The organism is Ornithinimicrobium flavum (assembly GCF_004526345.1).
Classification (GTDB): Bacteria; Actinomycetota; Actinomycetes; order Actinomycetales; family Dermatophilaceae; genus Ornithinicoccus; species Ornithinicoccus flavus.
In genome coordinates this window covers 2,334,208-2,353,598 of record NZ_CP038213.1, presented here as the reverse complement: position 1 = coordinate 2,353,598, position 19,391 = coordinate 2,334,208, and the positions used below count along the sequence as shown (strand labels likewise).

At 72.9% G+C, this 19,391-nt stretch carries 15 protein-coding genes and 1 pseudogene; 10 read left to right on the top strand and 6 right to left on the bottom strand.

The genetic code is table 11. The annotated features are described in order from the left end of the window. Position 1: 1 nt before the first annotated feature. The 3 genes and pseudogenes from E3Z34_RS11020 to aceB all read right to left on the bottom strand — a co-directional run bounded on the left by E3Z34_RS11020 (position 2) and on the right by aceB (position 4,574). Positions 2–1,258 (bottom strand): FAD-binding oxidoreductase, encoded by a 1,257-nt coding sequence (locus tag E3Z34_RS11020; protein WP_134773633.1) that lies wholly within the window; start codon positions 1,256–1,258, stop codon positions 2–4. Then, positions 1,258–2,826 (bottom strand): FAD-linked oxidase C-terminal domain-containing protein, encoded by a 1,569-nt coding sequence (locus tag E3Z34_RS11015; protein ID WP_134773632.1) that lies wholly within the window; start codon positions 2,824–2,826, stop codon positions 1,258–1,260. Before E3Z34_RS11015 ends, E3Z34_RS11020 begins: the two co-directional genes overlap by 1 nt. Positions 2,827–2,950: 124 nt before the next feature. After that, positions 2,951–4,574, bottom strand: a pseudogene (aceB, locus tag E3Z34_RS11010) (malate synthase A). A gap of 99 nt (positions 4,575–4,673) precedes the next feature. Between aceB and E3Z34_RS11005 the strand changes: the two are divergent. From E3Z34_RS11005 to hemW, 7 genes are all read left to right on the top strand, one after another. Beyond that, positions 4,674–5,276 (top strand): GNAT family N-acetyltransferase, encoded by a 603-nt coding sequence (locus E3Z34_RS11005; protein WP_134773631.1) that lies wholly within the window; start codon positions 4,674–4,676, stop codon positions 5,274–5,276. Between the two features lie 3 nt (positions 5,277–5,279). After that, entirely contained in the window at positions 5,280–7,196 is a 1,917-nt protein-coding gene (locus E3Z34_RS11000) for a GNAT family N-acetyltransferase (RefSeq protein WP_134773630.1), read from the top strand. Positions 7,197–7,205: 9 nt separating this feature from the next. Further along, positions 7,206–7,658 (top strand): GNAT family N-acetyltransferase, encoded by a 453-nt coding sequence (locus tag E3Z34_RS10995; protein WP_134773629.1) that lies wholly within the window; start codon positions 7,206–7,208, stop codon positions 7,656–7,658. Between the two features lie 73 nt (positions 7,659–7,731). Further along, entirely contained in the window at positions 7,732–9,594 is a 1,863-nt protein-coding gene (lepA, locus tag E3Z34_RS10990) for a translation elongation factor 4 (RefSeq protein WP_134773628.1), read from the top strand. Beyond that, on the top strand, positions 9,591–10,361 hold the full coding sequence (trmB, locus tag E3Z34_RS10985; protein ID WP_134773627.1) for a tRNA (guanosine(46)-N7)-methyltransferase TrmB: 771 nt from the start codon (positions 9,591–9,593) through the stop codon (positions 10,359–10,361). The genes lepA and trmB overlap by 4 nt, the downstream gene beginning before the upstream one ends. Before the next feature lie 205 nt (positions 10,362–10,566). Continuing rightward, the gene (locus E3Z34_RS10980; RefSeq protein WP_134773626.1) at positions 10,567–11,481 is read left to right on the top strand and encodes a hypothetical protein; all 915 of its coding nucleotides are present in this window, start codon (positions 10,567–10,569) and stop codon (positions 11,479–11,481) included. 129 nt (positions 11,482–11,610) lie between these two features. Then, positions 11,611–12,888 carry a radical SAM family heme chaperone HemW gene (gene hemW, locus E3Z34_RS10975; RefSeq protein ID WP_134773625.1) on the top strand — a complete coding sequence of 426 codons (1,278 nt, stop codon included), beginning with the start codon at positions 11,611–11,613 and terminating at the stop codon, positions 12,886–12,888. A 426-nt stretch (positions 12,889–13,314) separates the two neighbouring features. On the opposite strand, the gene E3Z34_RS10970 is transcribed toward hemW, so the two are convergent. The 3 genes from E3Z34_RS10970 to fumC form a co-directional block, all read right to left on the bottom strand. Then, positions 13,315–13,656: a DUF4870 domain-containing protein gene (locus E3Z34_RS10970; protein WP_134773624.1), complete on the bottom strand. Its 342-nt coding sequence runs from the start codon at positions 13,654–13,656 to the stop codon at positions 13,315–13,317. 186 nt (positions 13,657–13,842) lie between these two features. Next, entirely contained in the window at positions 13,843–14,700 is an 858-nt protein-coding gene (locus tag E3Z34_RS10965) for a DUF3097 domain-containing protein (protein WP_134773623.1), read from the bottom strand. 37 nt (positions 14,701–14,737) lie between these two features. Further along, complete coding sequence (gene fumC, locus E3Z34_RS10960) at positions 14,738–16,144, bottom strand: class II fumarate hydratase (protein WP_134773622.1); 1,407 nt, start codon at positions 16,142–16,144, stop codon at positions 14,738–14,740. Positions 16,145–16,306: 162 nt separating this feature from the next. On the opposite strand from fumC, the gene hrcA reads away from it, so the two are divergent. The 3 genes from hrcA (at position 16,307) to E3Z34_RS10945 (ending at position 19,288) form a co-directional block, all read left to right on the top strand. Next, positions 16,307–17,326, top strand: coding sequence for a heat-inducible transcriptional repressor HrcA (hrcA, locus tag E3Z34_RS10955; protein ID WP_134774865.1), 1,020 nt, complete (start codon positions 16,307–16,309; stop codon positions 17,324–17,326). An 86-nt stretch (positions 17,327–17,412) separates the two neighbouring features. Beyond that, positions 17,413–18,537, top strand: a complete 1,125-nt coding sequence (gene dnaJ, locus E3Z34_RS10950; RefSeq protein ID WP_134773621.1) for a molecular chaperone DnaJ — start codon at positions 17,413–17,415, stop codon at positions 18,535–18,537. 1 nt (position 18,538) lies between these two features. Continuing rightward, positions 18,539–19,288, top strand: a complete 750-nt coding sequence (locus E3Z34_RS10945; protein WP_134773620.1) for a 16S rRNA (uracil(1498)-N(3))-methyltransferase — start codon at positions 18,539–18,541, stop codon at positions 19,286–19,288. The last annotated feature ends 103 nt before the right edge of the window (positions 19,289–19,391 follow it).

Sequence of the window (19,391 nt, the reverse complement as noted above, 5' to 3'; positions counted from 1 at the left end):
GTCACAGTCCTCCGACGAATCGGCCGGGCGCCAGCACCCGGGTGGGGTCGAACTCGGTCTTGACCCGACGCATCAGGTCGATCGCCGGCACCGGTCCCCAGGTGTCCAGCGTGTCCTTGACCTCCGGCGGGGCGTCCAGGACGACGGCCGAGCCGCCGAGTCGCGTCGCCGCCCGGCGCAGCGCCTCGACCTTCCCGCCGGCCTGCTCGTCCGGGGGGAGGCTGACGTAGACGACCCCGGCCCCGGCGGAGCCGTTGGCCGTGCCCTCCAGCCGCGTCACCTCGGCGAGGAGCTCGGGTATGCCGCTCAGCCGCGCCGTGACCTTGAGCAGGACCGGACGGGACCCGGCCGGCGGCTCGGTGCCGCCCCGCTGACCCGGGTGCAGCAGGACGCCCCACCAGGGAGGGGCGACGTCGTGGACCTGGGCCTCGCACCCGAGGTCGGCCAGGCGTGCGCGCAGCGTCTCTGCCCGGGCCGTGGCGCCGGCCTCGGTGCCGGAGAGAAGGGTGACCACCGCCGGCGAGACCCCCGGGCGGACCCGGGCCTCGACGGCGTGCGCCACCTGCTGGGTGTGGACGACCTCCTCCAGCACGGCCGCCAGCCGGTCCGGCTCGACCGAGGTGCCGACCCACCGGTCGGCCTCGGGGAGGGGGTGCAGCCGCACCGTGACCTCGGTGATGACCGCCAGCGTGCCGAAGGAGCCGGTGACCAGCTTGGACAGGTCGTAGCCGGCGACGTTCTTGACGACCTTGCCGCCGGCCTTGGCGACGGTGCCGTCCGCGCGCACCAGCCGGACCCCGATGACCAGGTCGCGGATCGCACCGGTCCACATCCGTCGTGGGCCCGCCAGGTTGGTGGCGACGGCACCGCCGAGGGTCGACCCGCCGGCGTCGGCGGCGAGGTCGTCGACGACCAGCTGGTGCCCGCCCTCGGCGAGGAGCTCCCGCAGCCGGGCGAGCGGCATACCGGCTCCGGCCGTGGCGATGAGGTCACCCCGGGAGTGCTCGACCAGCGCGTCCAGGCCGGTGGTGTCGAGGACGACGTCCAGCCGCTCGGGGGGCCGGCCCCAGCGGAGCTTGGAGCCGTGACCGCGCACGACGACGGCTGCTCCGGCCTCGTGGCAGGCGCGCATCAGGGCCGAGGTCTCCTCGGTCGAGCGGGGGCGGGCCACGAGGGCCGGCGCGACCCCGTCGACGGCGTCGCCCGGCCCGGCCTCGACGACCTCGCAGAGCGGGGAGAGGGTCTGCAGGAGCGTCATCAGAAGACCTCCACGCCGTCGCCGGTCAGCGGGTGGGCGCCCTGCCGGATGCGTGGTCGCTCGCCGCACAGCCGCGGGGTGGGGTAGATCTTGCCCGGGTTGGCGATGCCGTCGGGGTCGAAGGCGCACCGCACCATCTGCATGGTGTCCAGGTCGTCGTCGGTGAACATCCGCGGCATGTAACGAGCCTTGTCCGAGCCCACCCCGTGCTCTCCGGTGATCGACCCCCCGTGCTCGATGCACAGGTCGAGGATCAGGCCGGAGACCTCCTCCGCGCGCTCGGTCGCCCCCTCCTCGGAGGCGTCGAAGAGGACCAGCGGGTGCAGGTTGCCGTCACCGGCGTGGAAGACGTTGGCGACGCGCAAGCCCTTCTCGGCGCTGATCTCGCCCATCCGGCGGAGCACCGCCGGCAGCGAGGTCCGGGGGACCACCCCGTCCTGGACGATGTAGTCGGGGGAGATGCGGCCCACGGCGGCGAAGGCGGACTTGCGCCCCTTCCAGATCTCCGCCCGCTCGGCCGCGTCGGTGGCCATCCGGAACTCGAAGCACCCCTCCTGCCGGCAGATCTGCTCGACGGCGGCGTACTCGTGCCCGACCTCCGCGGCGGCCCCGTCCAGCTCCACGACCAGGACGGCCCCGGCGCCCGCCGGGTAGCCGCAGGACACCGCCTTCTCCGCGGCCTCGATCGCCAGCGCGTCCATGATCTCGATCGCCGCCGGGACGATCCCCGCGGCGATGATGGCCGAGGTCGCCGCCCCCGCCTGATCGGTGCTGGCGAAGCCGGCGAGCACGGTCCGGACCTCCTCCGGGAGCCGGGTGAGGCGCACGACGGCGCGGGTCGCGACCCCCAGCGTGCCCTCCGAGCCCACGAAGGCCCCGACGAGGTCGTAGCCGGGGGCGTCCGGCGCCTCCGTGCCGATGCTCACCTGCTCACCGGTCGGGGTGACCAGGTCCAGGGCCAGGACGTGCCCGGAGGTGAAGCCGTACTTGAGGCAGTGCGCTCCGCCGGAGTTCTCCGCCACGTTGCCGCCGATGGAGCAGATCTGCTGGCTGCTCGGGTCGGGGGCGAAGTAGTACCCCTGCGGGTTGGCGGCCTTGCTCACCTGCAGGTTGATCACGCCCGGGTCGACGACGGCACGCTGGTCGGCGCGGCGCACCTCGTGCAGCGTGCGCAGCCGGCTGGTGACGACGAGCACCCCCTCGGCGTGGGGGAGCGCACCGCCGGACAGGCCGGTGCCCGACCCCCGGGCCACGAAGGGGACCCGGTGCTCGGCACAGGCCCGGACGGTGGCGGTGACGTGCTCCGCCGTGTCGGCGAGCACCACCAGGGCGGGGGTGACGCGGTAGGCGGCCAGCCCGTCGCACTCGTAGGTCGCCAGCTGGGTCGGGTCGGTCAGCAGGAGGTGGTCCGGCACGCTGCCGCGCAGCGCCTCCAGCACGTCCCGGGCGGTGCCCCGGTCCCGCCCCGCAGGGTCGGTGGCCGCCGGATCCCCCTGCGCCGTGCTCTCGGCCTCACCCTCGGGTGCCAGCCCGCGCACCTCCGAGCCCACCTCGGGTTCCGTCGCCATGCTCGACCTCCTCGTCAGCTGGGACCAGCGTAATGGTCCGACCAATCATCGTCCACCGGAGGACGAGCGCGGCCCGGGCCCTCCGGCCCGGGCCGCACCCGTGATCACCCGTGCGCCGGGACGGTCAGGGCATCGTCTCGTAGGCGGGCACGGTGAGGAAGTCCGCGTACTCGTCCGCGACGGCGACCTGCAGGAAGAGGTCCTTGGCCTCGGCATACTGCTCCGGCTCGCCCGGCAGGGTCGGCACGACCTCCTCGACCAGCCGCTCGACCAGCTCCCTGGTGACGGTCTCCCCGGTGTCGGCGAGGGGAACGTCGTTGTGGATCCACTGCCAGACCTGGCTGCGCGAGATCTCGGCGGTCGCCGCGTCCTCCATGAGGTTGTGGATGCCCACCGCGCCGCGCCCGGTCAGCCAGGCGGCGAGGTACTGCAGCCCCACGTCGATGTTGGCGCGCAGGCCCTGCTCGGTCACCTCGCCGGGGGTGTCCTTGACCGACAGGAGGTCGGCGGCCGAGACGCTGACGTCGTCCCGGGTCCTGTCGACCTGGTTGGGGCGCTCGCCCAGGACCTCGTCGAAGACCTCGAGGCAGGTGGCGACCATGCCCGGGTGGGCGACCCAGGATCCGTCGAAGCCGTCCTGCGCCTCGCGGGACTTGTCGGCCCGGACCTTGTCGTAGGCGGCCGCGTTGACCTCCTCGTCCTTGGAGGGGATGAAGGCGGCCATCCCGCCGATCGCGTGCGCCCCGCGCTTGTGACAGGTGCGGACGAGCAGCTCGGTGTAGGCGCGCATCATCGGCGCGGTCATGGTCACCGCGTTGCGGTCGGTCGGGCAGCACGAAGTCGGTGCCACGGGTGCGGTAGGTCTTGATGATGCTGAACAGGTAGTCCCAGCGACCGGCGTTCAGGCCGGCCGAGTGCTCACGGAGCTCGTAGAGGATCTCCTCCATCTGGAAGGCGGCGGGGTAGGTCTCCACCAGGCAGGTGGCCCGGATGGTGCCGCGCGGGATGCCCAGGAAGTCCTGGGCCAGGTTGAAGGCGTCGTTCCAGAGCCGTGCCTCGAGGTGGTGCTCCATCTTCGGCAGGTAGAAGTAGGGGCCCTTGCCGGCGTCGATCTGCAGCTGGGCGCTCGCCGCCATGTAGAGGGCGAAGTCGACCAGCCCGCCGGCCACCCGCTGGCCGTCGACGGTGATGTGCTTCTCGTCGAGGTGCCACCCCCGGGGGCGCATGACGATCGTCGGCAGCTGGCTCTGGTCGGTGGTGCTCAGGGCATACTCCTTGCCCTCGGGGGAGGTGAAGGAGATGGTCCCCGCGATCGCGTCGCGGAGGTTGACCTGCCCCTCGACGACGTTCTCCCACAGGGGCGTGTTGGCGTCCTCCTGGTCGGCCAGCCACACGCGGGCGCCGGAGTTCATCGCGTTGATCGTCATCTTGCGGTCGGTGGGGCCCGTCATCTCCACCCGGCGGTCGACCAGTCCGGGCGCGGGGTCCGCGACCCGCCAGGTGTCGTCCTCGCGGATGCTCGCGGTCGAGGCCAGGAAGTCGAGGTCCTGGCCGTCGGCGACGGCCTGCACGACCTCCGCGCGGGCGGTGAGCCGCTCCTGGCGGCGCGGCTCCAGGTCCCGGTGGAGGATCGCGACGAGCTGGAGAGCGCGGGGGGTGAGGATCTCCTGGTAGCCGGGCTTCAGGGCTCCGGTCACCTCGACGCCGTCGGGAAGCTCGAGGGTGGGGGCTGCGGACTGCTCGGTCATGGCGCTCCTTTTCGTCTTCCGCATCGCGGAATCAGTGAACCGTATCGTGCAACCCACCATAGGGGATCGGGTGCGGTGCCCGGTGGGTAGGATCGCGGGATGCAGCCCCTCCTGCCGCGCCTGCGCGCCCTGCGCCGCCCCGGGAGCTACTGGCACCTGCACCGCTACGTCCTCGACCTGGACGCCGACGCCGCCGCCGGGCCGCCGCCGGGGGTGACGGCAGGTGCCGGCCCCGCCCTCGTGCCCGTCAACCAGGCCGACCTGGACGAGATGCGCGCCACCTGTCCCGACCTGACCGACCGCAAGTACGACCAGCTGCGGGAGCGGATCGGGGCTGCCGACATCACGGCATACCTGATCCGGGACGCCGACGGCAGCTGGGCGGGGTACTGCCACCTCGCCTACCGCCGGTTCGTCGACCACTACCTCTCCCACGTCGTGCGGCTGCGCCGGCACGAGGTCCTCTTCGTCGACGACCAGGTCTTCCCGAGCCACCGGCGGCGGGGGCTGCACGTCTACAGCATCCGCCGGCGCTGCGAGCTCGCGCGCGAGCGGGGGATGCGGACCGGGGTGGTGGTCATCAACGACCGGAACGCCGCATCGATCGCCAGCTACCGCCACGTCGGCATCCGTCCGGCGCGTCGGTTGGTGCTCGTCCGGCCCTTCCGGGTGATGATCCAGATCCCCCGGCGCAGGAGGTGAGACGTGGAGATCGAGATCGTCCGCGACAGCGATGGCCTGGAGTCGCTGGGTAGCGAGTGGGAGGAGCTGCAGGCCCGGGACACCCACGTCCCCTTCTACTCCACCTTCGCCGTCGTGCGGGCGTGGTGGGCGGCCTACGGCCGGGACGACGGGCACGAGCTGCTGGTGGTCACCGCCCGCCACAACGGCGACCTGGTCGGCGTGGCTCCGCTCTCCTACCGCCCCCAGACACGCTACGGCGTGCCGATCAAGGAGGTGCGCTTCGCCTCCCACGGCGACTACCTGGCCTTCCTGCTCGAGCCGGAGCTCCCCGCCGGGACGGTGACCCAGGCCCTGATGGACGCCGTCCTCGGGCAGAGCGACTGGGACATCCTCAACCTCACCAACATCCCGGCCTCCACCCCGTTCTCGGCCGCCCTGCTGCGCTCGGAGCACCACACGCGGCTGACCCCCCTGTCCGAGAACCCGTACCTCGACCTGCGCGAGTACCCGGACTTCGAGGCCTTCACCGCCGACCGCCTCCCCTCGCACACGCGGAAGTACCGCAACAGGCTGCTGCGGGACAAGGGGGCCAGGTTCCGGGTCGTGGAGGGCGACGCGGAGGGCGTCCTGGACCGGATGGCCGAGCTGCACCGGGCGGAGCGGGACTTCCTGCGGGCGCGGGGACGGACGGAGCGTCACTCCCTCTGGGACGACGAGCGGCGGGTCGAGCACTACCGGCGCATCTACGCCGAGCCGGGGACGGGCCTGACCTTCCTCCTCGAGGGCGCGGACGGGACCCTGCTCGGCTACCGCACCTGCTTCGTGCACGGTCGGACCCTGCTCTCGTGGAACAGCGCCTACCACCCCGACGTGGCCGACTACCGCATGGGCAAGGTGATCCAGTACGACATCCTCGAGCACCTCTACGCCCGGGGGGACGTCGACCGCTTCGACCTCGGGGCCGGGCGGTACCCCTGGAAGTACGAGTGGACCGACCGCTCGACCCTCTCCTACCGGTTCCGTCACGACCGTCCGGCGCTCACGGCGGCCGCCCCACCCGTGCGGCTGCGCAGCGGGCCCCCGCCGCCGGTGGACGCCCAGGTGCGGGCCGACCGGGTGCGGGAGGACCGGGAGCGCAGCGCCGCCGTGGAGCTCGAGCGCCAGGAGCGTGACCTGCGGCGCGGGCGGCAGGCGCGGGGGCCCCGGCACGCAGCCCGCACCCTGGCGGTCGGGGCGGCGAGGGCCGTCCTGCACCGGGCCCGACCGCCGGTGGTCTACTACGTGCCCCACCCCGACGACGAGGCCATCTACATGGGGGCCAGCATCTGGTCGGAGCGCAACCGGCGCACGGTGGTGGTATCCCTCACCAGCGGCGGGGCCTCGAGGGTGCTGCCGTGGATCAACGAACGCCTGGGGCAGCAGGTGACGCGGGAGGGCCTCGAGCGCAGCCGGGTGGCGGACCTGCGCCGCTCCGTGCACCACCTGGGTGTGGCGCCCGCCGACGTCCACGTCAAGGACCTCCCCGACGGGCAGCTGAGCGTCGAGCTGGTGCGCACGGTGGTGGAGGAGATGGCCCGCCTCCACCCCGGGGCGAGCCACCGGACGATGTCCTACCTGGATCCCCACCCCGACCACGCGGCGGCGGGGGAGGCGGTGCGGCAGGCTCACGCCGAGGGTGTGGTCGAGGACTGCCTCTTCCACGTGCCGGTGGACCTCGTGGACGAGTCCCTGGGCAGCCCGGTCCCGCTCTCCACCGCGGCCTGCGACGCCAAGCGGGCCGCGCTGGCGGAGTACCGCGTGTGGGACCCGTTCGCCGAGCGCTACGCCGTCGGGCTGCTCAGCGTGCCCGACCTGATCGCCGCCCAGACCGTCGAGCCGCGCGAGCGGGTGCACGGGCCCGAGGTGGACCCGCCTGCGGACGGCACCGGGCCGGTCTAGGGTAGGGGCGTGGCCTCCCACGAGATCGTCATCACCGCCGATGAACGTCCGAGCCGCGAGGAGCTGCTGACGCTCTACGACGCCGTCGGATGGACGTCCTACACCACCGACCCGGACGCCCTGGAGGCCGCCGTCGACGGCTCCACCCGGGTCGTCACGGCCCGCTACGACGGTGACCTGCTGGGTCTGGCCCGCGTGCTGTCCGACGGGGCGAGCGTCGCCTACCTCCAGGACGTGCTCGTCCGTCCCGAGCTGCAGCGCGAGGGCGTCGGCCGGGCCCTGGTGCAGGCCGCGATGGAGCCGTTCGCGCACGTGCGCCAGCAGGTGCTGCTCACCGACGACGAGCCGGGTCAGCGGTCCTTCTACGAGTCGCTGGGGTATGCCGAGATCCGGGACCACGGCGACGGTCGCCTCCGGGCCTTCGTCCGCTTCCTCGGCCCGTCCGCGGTGGCCGCGGACTGACCTCACCCGCGAGCCGTGGGACACTGGGAGGACTGCCCAGCCCACGACATACCTGACGAGGTCGAGACCCAGCGTGTCACCCCTTGCCCGCCCCGCCACGGTGCCCCAGCCGGCGGCCACCCCGCCCGAGCTGATCCGCAACTTCTGCATCATCGCCCACATCGACCACGGGAAGTCCACCCTGGCCGACCGGATGCTGCAGGAGACGGGCGTCGTCGACGCGCGCCAGATGCGGGCGCAGTACCTCGACCGCATGGACATCGAGCGCGAGCGGGGGATCACTATCAAGTCCCAGGCCGTGCGCATGCCCTGGGCCGTCGAGGCGGGCACCCACGTCCTGAACATGATCGACACTCCCGGGCACGTGGACTTCACCTACGAGGTGAGCCGCAGCCTGGCCGCCTGCGAGGGGGCGGTGCTGCTCGTCGACGCGGCGCAGGGCATCGAGGCGCAGACCCTGGCCAACCTCTACCTGGCGATGGAGAACGACCTCACCATCATCCCGGTCCTCAACAAGATCGACCTGCCGGCGGCCCAGCCGGAGAAGTACGCCGAGGAGCTGGCCGGTCTCATCGGCTGCGACCCGTCGGAGGTCCTGAAGGTCTCCGGCAAGACGGGCGAGGGGGTCACGGAGCTGCTGGACCGGATCGTCGAGCTGATCCCGCCGCCGGTCGGCAGGGCCGACGCCCCGGCCCGGGCGATGATCTTCGACTCGGTCTACGACACCTACCGCGGGGTGGTCACCTACGTGCGGGTGATCGACGGGCACCTGTCACCGCGGGAGCGGATCGCGATGATGTCGACGCGCGCCACCCACGAGCTGCTCGAGATCGGTGTCAGCAGCCCGGAGCCGGTGGCGTGCAAGGGGCTGGGGGTCGGCGAGGTCGGCTACCTCATCACCGGGGTGAAGGACGTCCGCCAGTCCAAGGTCGGCGACACCGTCACGGGGGAGCGCAACCCGGCTACCCAGGCGCTGGCCGGCTACAAGGAGCCGCGGCCGATGGTCTTCTCGGGTCTCTACCCGATCGACGGCTCCGACTACCCGATCCTCCGGGACGCCCTGGACCGCCTCAAGCTCAACGACGCGGCGCTCGTCTACGAGCCGGAGACCTCCGCCGCGCTGGGTTTCGGCTTCCGCGTGGGCTTCCTGGGCATGCTGCACCTCGAGATCGTGCGGGAGCGCCTGGAGCGCGAGTTCAACCTGGACCTGATCTCCACCCTCCCCAACGTGGAGTACGAGGTGAGGCTCGACGACGGGCAGGTCATCGAGGTCACCAACCCCAGCGAGTTCCCCTCCGGCCGGGTGGCCTCCATCACCGAGCCGGTCGTGCGCAGCACGATCCTGGCGCCCAGCGAGTTCATCGGCGCGATCATGGAGCTGTGCCAGAGCAGGCGGGGCACCCTGCGGGGGATGGACTACCTCTCCCCGGAGCGGGTGGAGATGCGCTACACGCTCCCGCTGGCCGAGATCGTCTTCGACTTCTTCGACGCCCTGAAGTCCCGCACCCGCGGCTACGCGTCCTTCGACTACGAGCCCGACGGGACGCAGGAGGCCGACCTCGTCAAGGTGGACATCCTGCTGCAGGGCGACACGGTGGACGCCTTCAGCTCGATCGTGCACCGCGACAAGGCCTACGCCTACGGCGTGCAGATGGCGGGCAAGCTCAAGGAGCTCATCCCGCGGCAGCAGTTCGAGGTGCCGGTGCAGGCGGCGATCGGGGCGCGCGTCATCGCCCGCGAGACCATCCGCGCCATCCGCAAGGACGTGCTGGCCAAGTGCTACGGCGGTGACATCAGCCGCAAGCGCAAGCTGCTGGAGAAGCAGAAGGAGGGCAAGAAGCGGATGAAGATGGTCGGCTCCGTCGAGGTGCCGCAGGAGGCCTTCATCGCCGCGCTCTCCCAGGACGGGTCGGCGGTCGAGAAGACCAAGAAGTGACCGGCTCCCCGACGCCGCCGCCCGGCCACTTCGCCCTGCGCCACCCGGTCATCGGGCCCAGGCCGCTGGCCCGCACCCGGTCGTTCACCCGGCGGGGCGGGCGCATGCCGCGCACCCACCAGGCGGCGTGGGACCGGTGGGCCGATCGCGTCGTGCTCGAGGTGCCGCGACCCGCGGGCGAGGGGTCCACGGTCGTGGACCCGGCCTACCGGCTCGACCCGGAGGAGGTCTTCGGGCGGCGGGCCCCCCTCGTGGTCGAGGTCGGGTCGGGGTCCGGTGACGCCCTCGTCGCCGGTGCCCTGCAGGAGCCCGGTCGGGACTTCCTGGCCTTCGAGGTCTGGCGGCCCGGGATCGGGCACGCCCTGGCCAAGATGGAGACCGCGACGGGGGGTGCGGCGCTGCCCAACCTGCGCGTCGTGGAGGCGGACGCCGCCGTGTCCCTGCGGACCATGCTGGAGCCCGGGACGGTGCGCGAGGTCTGGACCTTCTTCCCCGACCCGTGGCCCAAGGCACGCCACCACAAGCGACGGATCGTCACCCCGGAGTTCGCCGCCACGGTCGCCGACCTGCTGACGCCGGACGGCACCTGGCGGCTGGCGACCGACTGGGACGACTACGCGGTGGCGATGCGCGAGGTCGTGGGCGCCGAGCCGCGCCTGCGGCTGGTGTCGACCGACCGGGCGCCGCTGCGGCCGGTGACCCGCTTCGAGCGGCGCGGCACCGAGGCGGGTCGCACCATCACCGACCTCGCCTACGCCCTGCGGTAGACCCGGCGACGGCCCCCGGCGGCGGCCCCCGGCGGCGGCACGTGCCCCGGAAACGTCGATCGAGCGCCCGAACGGCCGACGCGACCGGGGCACTCGCTGGTGTTGGGGGAGGTGGGTGGGTGCGGCGACCCGGGTCATGCCGACGGCCCTGCACGCCTGTGGACAACCTCCGCCGATCGGCTGCGCAACAGGGCAGGGTCGGAGAATGCGCCCGCAGCTCGACACCACCAAGCCCTTCAGCCGGAAGGCGGCCCTGGCCGCCGGAATCACGCACCATGCGTTGACGTCCGGCCGGTACCGGTTGCTCCTGCGGGGCGTCTACATCTCCCACCAGGTCAAGGTCGACGGCTACGTCGAGGCGAGGGCGGCACTGCTCGCCACGCATCGGGCGGCGTTCGTCTCCCACCACACGGCTGCGGCCCTCTACCGCGCGGTGGCGCCGCTCAGCGAGCGGCTCCACGTCAGCGTCCCGCGCGGGACACCCCGCTCCGACCGCAGCGATGTGCTGGTCCACTCCTCGGCCCGGGTCCCGACCGTCTTCCGGGGTGTGCCCGTCACCACCCCGGTGGACACCTTCCTCGACATGGCCGCGCAGCTCAACCTCGTGGACCTCGTCATCCTCGGCGACAGCCTGGTGCGGCGCGGACGCACCACGCCCGAGGCACTGGTCGCCGCCGCCGACGCCGCGAGCGGCCGTGGCTCCCGGCTGGCCAGGCGAGCGTCCCGACTGGTGCGCCAGGGTGTCGACTCGCCGATGGAGACCCGGTGCCGGCTGCTCCGCGTGCTCGCCGGGCTGCCGGAGCTCGAGACCGACCTCCGCTTCCACGACGACCACGGCTACCTGCGCCGACGTCTCGACGCCGGCGACCGCGCCACGCGGACCGCCGTGGAGTACGACGGGCGGCACCATGTCGAACGTGAGGAGCAGTGGGAGGCCGACCTGGGGCGCCGGGAGGAGTTCGAGGACGCCGAGTGGCGGATCGTCACGCTGGTCGGCAAGGACATCTACCGGACGCCCGGTCGGACCGTGGAGCGGCTGGCCCGCATCTTCCACCAACGCGGACTCCCCGTCGGCCGCCGCAGCCAGGAATGGCGCCGTTTCTTTCCCGGCCACGCCTGAGTCATGCCGGTGAGCGTGGCCGGTGCCCCGTTGCGTCGGGGATGTCGAGCCTCGGTCGACAGAAGCGGGGCACGTGCCCCGATCGCGACTGAGTCGGTCCTGGTCCGCAGGTCTGGGAGACTGCAGGGTATGCCGTCCGCGTTCCCCCCCGGTGAGCCCGCCCCGGCCGACGGCTCGCTCCCGCCTGCGGCGCTGGAGGGTATGGGGTCCCGTCCCTTCTCCGTCTACGTCCACGTGCCCTTCTGCCGGGTGCGCTGTGGCTACTGCGACTTCAACACCTACACGCTGCCCGAGCTGGGGGTGGGGGGCGCGATCCCGGGGAAGGGGGCGACCTCGCCGGAGGGCCGCTCGCTGACCGACACCTTCCTCGCCGCGGCCCACGCCGAGCTCGCGCTGGCCGACGCCGTCCTCAGGGGTGGCGGGAGCGGCCCGCCACCGGTGTCGACCGTCTTCGTCGGCGGCGGCACCCCGACGATGCTCGCGCCGGAGCAGCTGGGTGGGCTGCTGCACGACATACGGGACCGGTGGGGGTTGGCGCCGGGGGCCGAGGTGACCACTGAGGCCAACCCTGACACGGTCACCCCTGAGGTCGCCGGGAGGCTTGCGGCGCAGGGGTTCACGCGTGTCAGCGTGGGGATGCAATCAGCGGTCCCGCACGTGCTGCGCACCCTGGACCGCACCCACGACCCGGCCAACGTCGAGCGGGCCGTGCTGGCCGTCCGGGAGGCCGGGATGCAGGTCAGCCTCGACCTCATCTACGGCACCCCGGGGGAGTCGCTGGAGGACTGGCGGCGCAGCCTGGAGCTGGTGACGTCGCTGGCGCCCGACCACGTGTCCGCGTACGCGCTGGTCGTGGAGGAGGGGACCAGGCTGCACGCCCGGGTGCGCCGCGGTGAGGTGCCGGCGCCCGACGACGACGACGAGGCGGACAAGTACGAGCTGGCCGAGCAGGTCCTGGCCGCCGCCGGGTACGGGTGGTACGAGATCTCGAACTGGGCCAGGTCACCGTCGGCCCGGTGCGAGCACAACCTGGCCTACTGGCGGGGCAGCGACTGGTGGGGGGTCGGGCCGGGCGCGCACAGCCACGTGGGCGGGGTGAGGTGGTGGAACGTCAAACATCCCCGTGCCTACGCGGACCGCCTGCGGGCGGGCGACAGCCCCGCCCACGCCCGGGAGGTGCTGGGCCCCGCGGAGAGGTCCGACGAGCGGGTGCTGCTGGGGGTCCGGCTCGCCGACGGTCTGCCGCTGGCCGAGCTCACGCGCGCCGGCCGCACGGCCGTGGCCGGGCTCGTGGCCGACGGGCTGGTGGACGGTCGTGCGGCGGTGGGCGGCCGGGTCGTGCTCACCCTCCGCGGGCGGCTGCTCGCCGACACCGTGGTCCACCGGCTGCTGGCCGAGGACCGCTGAGACCGACCGTCGAGGAGTTCACCGACACGCCACCGCGGTGTCGCCGTCCCGGCACCCGGGCGGCGCACAATGAGGCAGTCCCTGCCGGGTATGAGCCAGCAGGGCCGACGTCCGAGGCGCACAGAGGTGTGGCCCGGTTCGCGGAGCATGAGTCCGCGAACCGGGCCACGGACCAGCCGTGATGGACCGGACGGCCGCGAAGGTGTCTGAGGCTCTGCCCTGCATCACCAGGGTGTTCACCGACAGGTGCGAGCACCGGTCGGATCATCGAATCCTCGACGAGTCTTGCGACCCGCTCTCCCTTGCGGGAGTGCGTAGGACATGTCTAGCCCTCCGCCGTGCGGAGCGCAACCCCCCGGCGGCCACTTTTTTCTCGGGTATGGCGTGTCGCGGTTGACACGCCGGGCGAGCCGCCGGGGAGCCGGCTCAGCTGAGCAGCCGGATCTGGAAGGGGTAGTCGTAGACCTCGCCCCGGGTGGCGGCCATGGCCCCGCGCACGTGCGCCCAGATCTGGACGAGGAAGAGCACGATCCAGATCGGGATCGCCCAGAGGAAGCCGATGCCCAGCGTGAGGATCACGCTGATCCAGGTAAGGACCGAGGCGATGGTCATCGTGATGTTGAAGTTAAAGGCGCCGGCGGCCGCGGTCCGCACGGCCCGGCTGCGGTCCTTGTAGAACAACCACACGAGCAGGGGGCCGAGGAAGGGCAGCCACCCGACGCTCAGCAGCATGGAGGCCGGGGCCGACAGGTGGGCGACGAGCATCATCGTGCGCTCCTCGCCGTCCACCGGGGAGCCCGGGCGGTCGCCGCCCTGCGGGGCGGGGTAGCCGGCGCCGGGGCGGTCCTGGGGCTGCTGGCCGTAGGTGGGGCCCTGGCCGGGGGGAGAGGTCCGGGGCGGTTGGCCGCCGTAGGGGGGGGGGAGTCTGGGTCATTGCGCTCACTCCTTTGGAGGTCATGGAACCGTGACGAAGTCGATCAGCTCTTCGACGCTGGCGAGCAGCGTCGGTTCCAGGTCACTGTAGGAACGTACCGTGCCCAGGATCTTCTTCCAGCCCCGCGCGACGTCCGCCTGGGAGTCGTGCGGCCAGCCGAGCTCGGCCAGGACCCCGTGCTTCCACGACCGCCCCCGCTCGATCACCGGCCAGGCGGTCAGCCCCAGCCGGGCCGGCTTCACCGACTGCCAGACGTCGACGTAGGGGTGGCCGAGGATGCGTGCGTGGGGGCTGACGCGCTCGGCCTCGGCCACGATCCGGCTCTCCTTGGTGCCCGGGACGAGGTGGTCGACGAGGATCCCCAGCCGGCGGTCCGGGGTGGGGGCGAAGGCGCGGATCTCGGCCGCCAGGTCGTCGACCCCGTCGAGCATCTCGACGACGACGCCCTCCACCCTCAGGTCGTCGCCCCAGACCTTCTCGACCAGCTCGGCGTCGTGCCGGCCCTCGACCCAGATCCGGGAGCCGCTGGCCACGCGCGCCCGGTGACCGACGACCTTGACCGATCCGCTGGCCGTCCGGGTCCGGGCCGCGGCGGTCGCTGCCGCGCTGCGCCCCGCCGTGGGCACGGTGAGGACGACGGGCTCGCCCTCGACGAGGAAGCCCGGACCCAGCGGGAACCCCCGGGTCCGTCCGCGCCGGTCCTCCAGGTGCACGACCTGCATGCCGCCGGCCTTCTCCACGCGGACCACGGCGCCGCACCAACCGGTCTCCACGTCCTCGACGACCAGACCGGTCTCGGCCTCGACCGGCCGGGACCGGCCGCGGGTCGGGGCCCGCCAGTCACCGCTCAGGACGTCTGACCCATACCTGTCGCTCACAGCAGGCGACGGTATGCGGTGCGGGCGCCGGCAGCGGTCAGGCTCGCCCGCGCGGCCCGGTCATGTCGGCCGGCACCACCCAGGCGTCGAACTGCTCCCCGGTCACGTCCCCGCTGGCCAGGGCCGCCTCGCGCAGGGTGGTGCCCTCCTTGTGGGCCTTCTTGGCGATCGCGGCTGCCTTGTCGTAGCCGATGTGCGGGTTGAGGGCCGTGACCTGCATGAGGTTGCTGGCCAGGTTGGCCTCGATCCGCTCGGTGTTGGGCTCCAGACCCACGGCGCACCCGTCGTTGAAGGCGCGGCTCGCGTCCCCCAGCAGCCGGATGCTCTCCAGCACGGCATGGACCATGACGGGCTTGTAGACGTTGAGCTGGAAGTTGCCCTGGGTCCCGGCGAAGGCGACGGTCGCGTCGTTGCCGAAGACCCGGGTGGCGACCATGGTGAGCGCCTCGGCCTGGGTCGGGTTGACCTTGCCGGGCATGATGCTCGACCCCGGCTCGTTCTCCGGGATGACCAGCTCGCCGATCCCGTTGCGCGGACCGGAGGCGAGCCAGCGGACGTCGTTCGCCATCTTCATCAGCGCCCCGGCGAGGGTGCGCAGCGCCGCAGAGGTCTGCACCAGCGCGTCGTGCGCGGACAGGGCGGCGAACTTGTTGGCCGCGGAGGTCAGCTCCAGGCCCGCCTCCTCGCCCATCCGCCGCGCGGCCAGGTCGCCGAAGCGGGGGTGGGCGTTGAGGCCGGTGCCGACGGCGGTGCCGCCGATCGCCAGCTCGGTCAGCCCCTGGCCGGCGTGACGCACCTGCGCCATGGCGTAGTCGATCTGGGCCACCCAGCCACCGATCTCCTGCCCCAGCGTGATCGGGGTCGCGTCCTGCAGGTGGGTCCGCCCGACCTTGACGACGTCGGCGTAGTCCTCCGCCTTGGCGGCCAGCGTGTCGCGCAGGAGCGCGACGTCCCCCTCGAGCCGGTCGCGCAGCTCCAGCAGCACGGCGATGTGCATGGCCGTCGGGAAGGTGTCGTTGCTGCTCTGCCCGCGGTTGACGTGGTCGTTGGGGTGAACGGGCGTCTTGCTGCCCATCGTCCCGCCGGCCAGCTCGATCGCGCGGTTGGAGATCACCTCGTTGGTGTTCATGTTGCTCTGGGTGCCCGACCCGGTCTGGAAGACCACGAGGGGGAAGTGGTCGTCCAGGTCGCCGGCGATCACCTCGTCGGCGGCCCGCACGATGAGGTCGGCCACGTCCTGCGGCAGCTCGCCCAGCTCGGCGTTCGCCTGCGCCGCCCCCTTCTTGAGGATGCCGAGCGCCTTGATGACGGGCCGCCCCCAGACGAAGGTGTCGCGGCCGATCGGGAAGTTCTGGATGCTGCGCTGGGTCTGCGCCCCCCAGTACCGGTCCGTCGGGACCTCGACCTCGCCCATGCTGTCCGACTCGATTCGCACCTCGCTCATGCGCCCATCGTAGGAGGGGGGCGCCGCAGATCTGCACCTGCCGCCGCCGACCACGTAGACTGGCACTCGGTGCCCGGGAGTGCCAGGGTGCGCCGCGAGGTCCGCGCCGCCCGGCCCCGGTCCGTCCCGACGACGATCCCAGGTCCGGAGGTGAGCGAGGGGATGAGCGAAGGTCGACGTCTGGAGGTGCTGCGCGCGATCGTGCAGGACTACGTCCGCAGCTCCGAGCCGGTCGGGTCCAAGGCGCTGCTCGAGCGGCACCAGCTGGGTGTCTCGGCGGCCACGGTCCGCAACGACATGGCCGCGCTGGAGGAGGAGGGGTTGATCAGCGCCCCGCACACCAGCGCCGGCCGCATCCCGACCGACGCCGGCTACCGCCTGTTCGTGGACCGGCTCTCCGAGGTCAAGCCCATGAGCCGCGCCGAGCGTGCGGCGATCGCCCGTTTCCTCGACGGCGCAGTGGACCTGGACGACGTGGTGGCCCGCACGACCCGGCTGCTGTCCAGCCTGACCCACCAGGTCGCGGTGATGCAGTACCCCTCCCTGTCACGCTCCACCGTCCGCCACGTGGAGCTGGTGCCCATCGGCGGCCCTCGGCTGATGATCGTCCTCATCGTCAACACCGGGCGGGTCGAGCAGCGGGTGGTGGAGGTCGGCCGCGACGTGACCGACCATCCCGAGCTGGTCGCGCACCTGCGCACCCTGATCAACGAGCTGGCCGCGGGTGAGGCGCTGCCCGCCGTCGCGGCCCGGCTCGCGGGCGTGGCAGACCGGGTCGCCCCGGAGGACCGGGTCGTCGCCACCACCGTGGCCCGGGCGCTCGCTGCCGCCGCCGAGGAGCAGACCGAGGAGCGCGTGGTGCTGGCCGGCACGGCCAACCTCGCCCGGGTCGGCAGCGACTTCCCGACCTCCCTGTCCCAGGTCCTCGAGGCGCTTGAGGAGCACGTGGTGCTCCTCAAGCTCCTGGGAGGTATGGCGTCCCTCGGGGACGGCGACGGCCTCGCCGTCTCGATCGGGGCGGAGAACCCCTACGAGCCGCTGCGGACCACGTCGGTGATCGCCACGACCTACGGCTCGGCCGGCGGTCTGGGGGTCGTCGGCCCGACCCGCATGGACTACCCGCAGGCCATGGCCACGGTGCGCGCCGTCGCCCACTACGTGGCCGAGATCCTCGACGGGTGAGCGATCTCACGGCATACCCGAGCGCCCTCGCCCGTTAGCCATCCCAGAGCCCATCCGACCCGCCACCACCAAGGACGCCTCACGCTGTGAACGACTACTACGCCGATCTCGGGGTCTCCCGCGAGGCCACCGCCGAGGAGATCAAGAAGGCCTACCGCAAGAAGGCCCGCCAGCTCCACCCCGACGTCAACCCCGGTGCCGACGCCGAGGCCGAGTTCAAGCGGGTCAGCCAGGCCTACGACGTGCTCGGGGACGCCGCCAAGCGGGCCGCCTTCGACCGGGGGCAGGACCCCTACGGCGGGGCGACGGGCGGCTTCGGCCAGGGCTTCACCTTCAGCGACATCATGGACGCCTTCTTCGGCGGGACGGCCGCCGGCGCTCGGGGGCCGCGCTCGCGGGTCCAGCGCGGCCACGACGCCCTCGTCCGGCTGGACATCGACCTCGCGACCGCCGTCTTCGGCGGCGAGGAGACCCTCCACATCGACACCGCGGTGCTGTGCACCACCTGCTCGGGCGCCGGCGCGCAGCCAGGCTCGGGCACCCGGACCTGCCAGGTCTGCAGCGGGCGGGGCGAGGTGCAGCAGGTGCAGCGCTCCTTCCTGGGCCAGGTCATGACCTCCCGTCCGTGCCAGGCGTGCCGGGGCTACGGCGACGTCATCGAGCACCCCTGCTTCGACTGCTCGGGCGAGGGGCGTGTGCGGACCCGCCGCGACCTGACCCTGAGGGTGCCGGCCGGGGTCGACTCCGGCACCCGGATCCAGCTCGGGGGCGAGGGCGAGGTCGGGCCCTACGGCGGTGAGCCGGGGGACCTCTACGTCGAGATCGCCGTCGAGCCCCACGAGACCTTCACCCGGCGCGGTGACGACCTGCACGCGACCCTCGAGGTGCCGATGACGGCCGCGGCCCTCGGGGCCACCCTGCCCGTCGAGACCCTCGACGGCGGCAGCGAGGTCGAGCTCCCCCCGGGCACCCAGCCGGGGGAGACGATCACCCTGCGCGGCCAGGGCGTCACCCACCTGCGGCAGGAGGGTCGGGGCGACGTGATCCTCCACCTCGACGTCAAGGTGCCGACCGCCCTCACCGACGAGCAGCGCGAGCTGATGTCCCAGCTGGCCGAGCTCCGTGGCGAGTCGCGTCCGACCGGTCGCATGGCCGGCGCCGCCCACGGCCGCCGGGGCAGCAAGCTCTGGGACGCGCTGCGGGGCCGATGAGGTGACGGCACCCCTCTTCCTGGTGCCCCTCGGGGCGCTGGGGGATGCGGCGGGCCCCGGTCCGGCGGCCTATCGGCTCGAGGGCCCGGAGGGCCGGCACGCCGCCGACGTCCAGCGGCTGGGACCGGGCGAGCCGGTCCTGATCTCCGACGGTGCCGGCCGGCTGGCGCGATGCACCGTCACCGCGGCAGGCAGGAGCGTCCTGGACCTGGCCGTGGACGCGGTCGAGGACGTGCCCGAGCACTCGCCCCGGTGGGTGCTCGTCCAGGCCCTGGCCAAGGGCGACCGCGACCTCCTGGCCCTGGAGGCGGCGACCGAGCTCGACGTCGACGAGATCGTCCCCTGGCAGGCCGACCGGTCGATCGTCCGGTGGCGCGAGGAGCGCGCGGAGAAGGCGCGCCGTCGGTGGGAGCAGACCGTCGCCGCAGCGACCAAGCAGTCCCGCCGGGCCCGGGTGCCGGTGGTGGCCGACCTGGCCTCGCGGCAGCACCTCCTGCACCGGGTGCGGGACGCGACGCTCGCCCTGGTCCTGCACGAGGAGGCAGCCGAGGCGCTGGGTGCCGTGGAGCTCCCGACGTCCGGCGAGGTGCTCCTGGTCGTCGGTCCCGAGGGCGGCGTCTCACCGCAGGAGCTGGAGGCGCTGACCGGCGCCGGGGCCCGGGCCGTCCGGTTGGGCACCACGGTGCTGCGCACCTCCACCGCCGGGCCGGCCGCCCTGGCCGTGCTCAACGCCCGCAGCAGGTGGCGGTGAGGCCCGAGCCGACGCTGCGCGCCCACCGCCGCCGGCGCCACCGCGCTCATCGCGCTCTTCGCCCTGGAGTACATCGCGGTCGGGGCCGCCATGCCCACCGTGG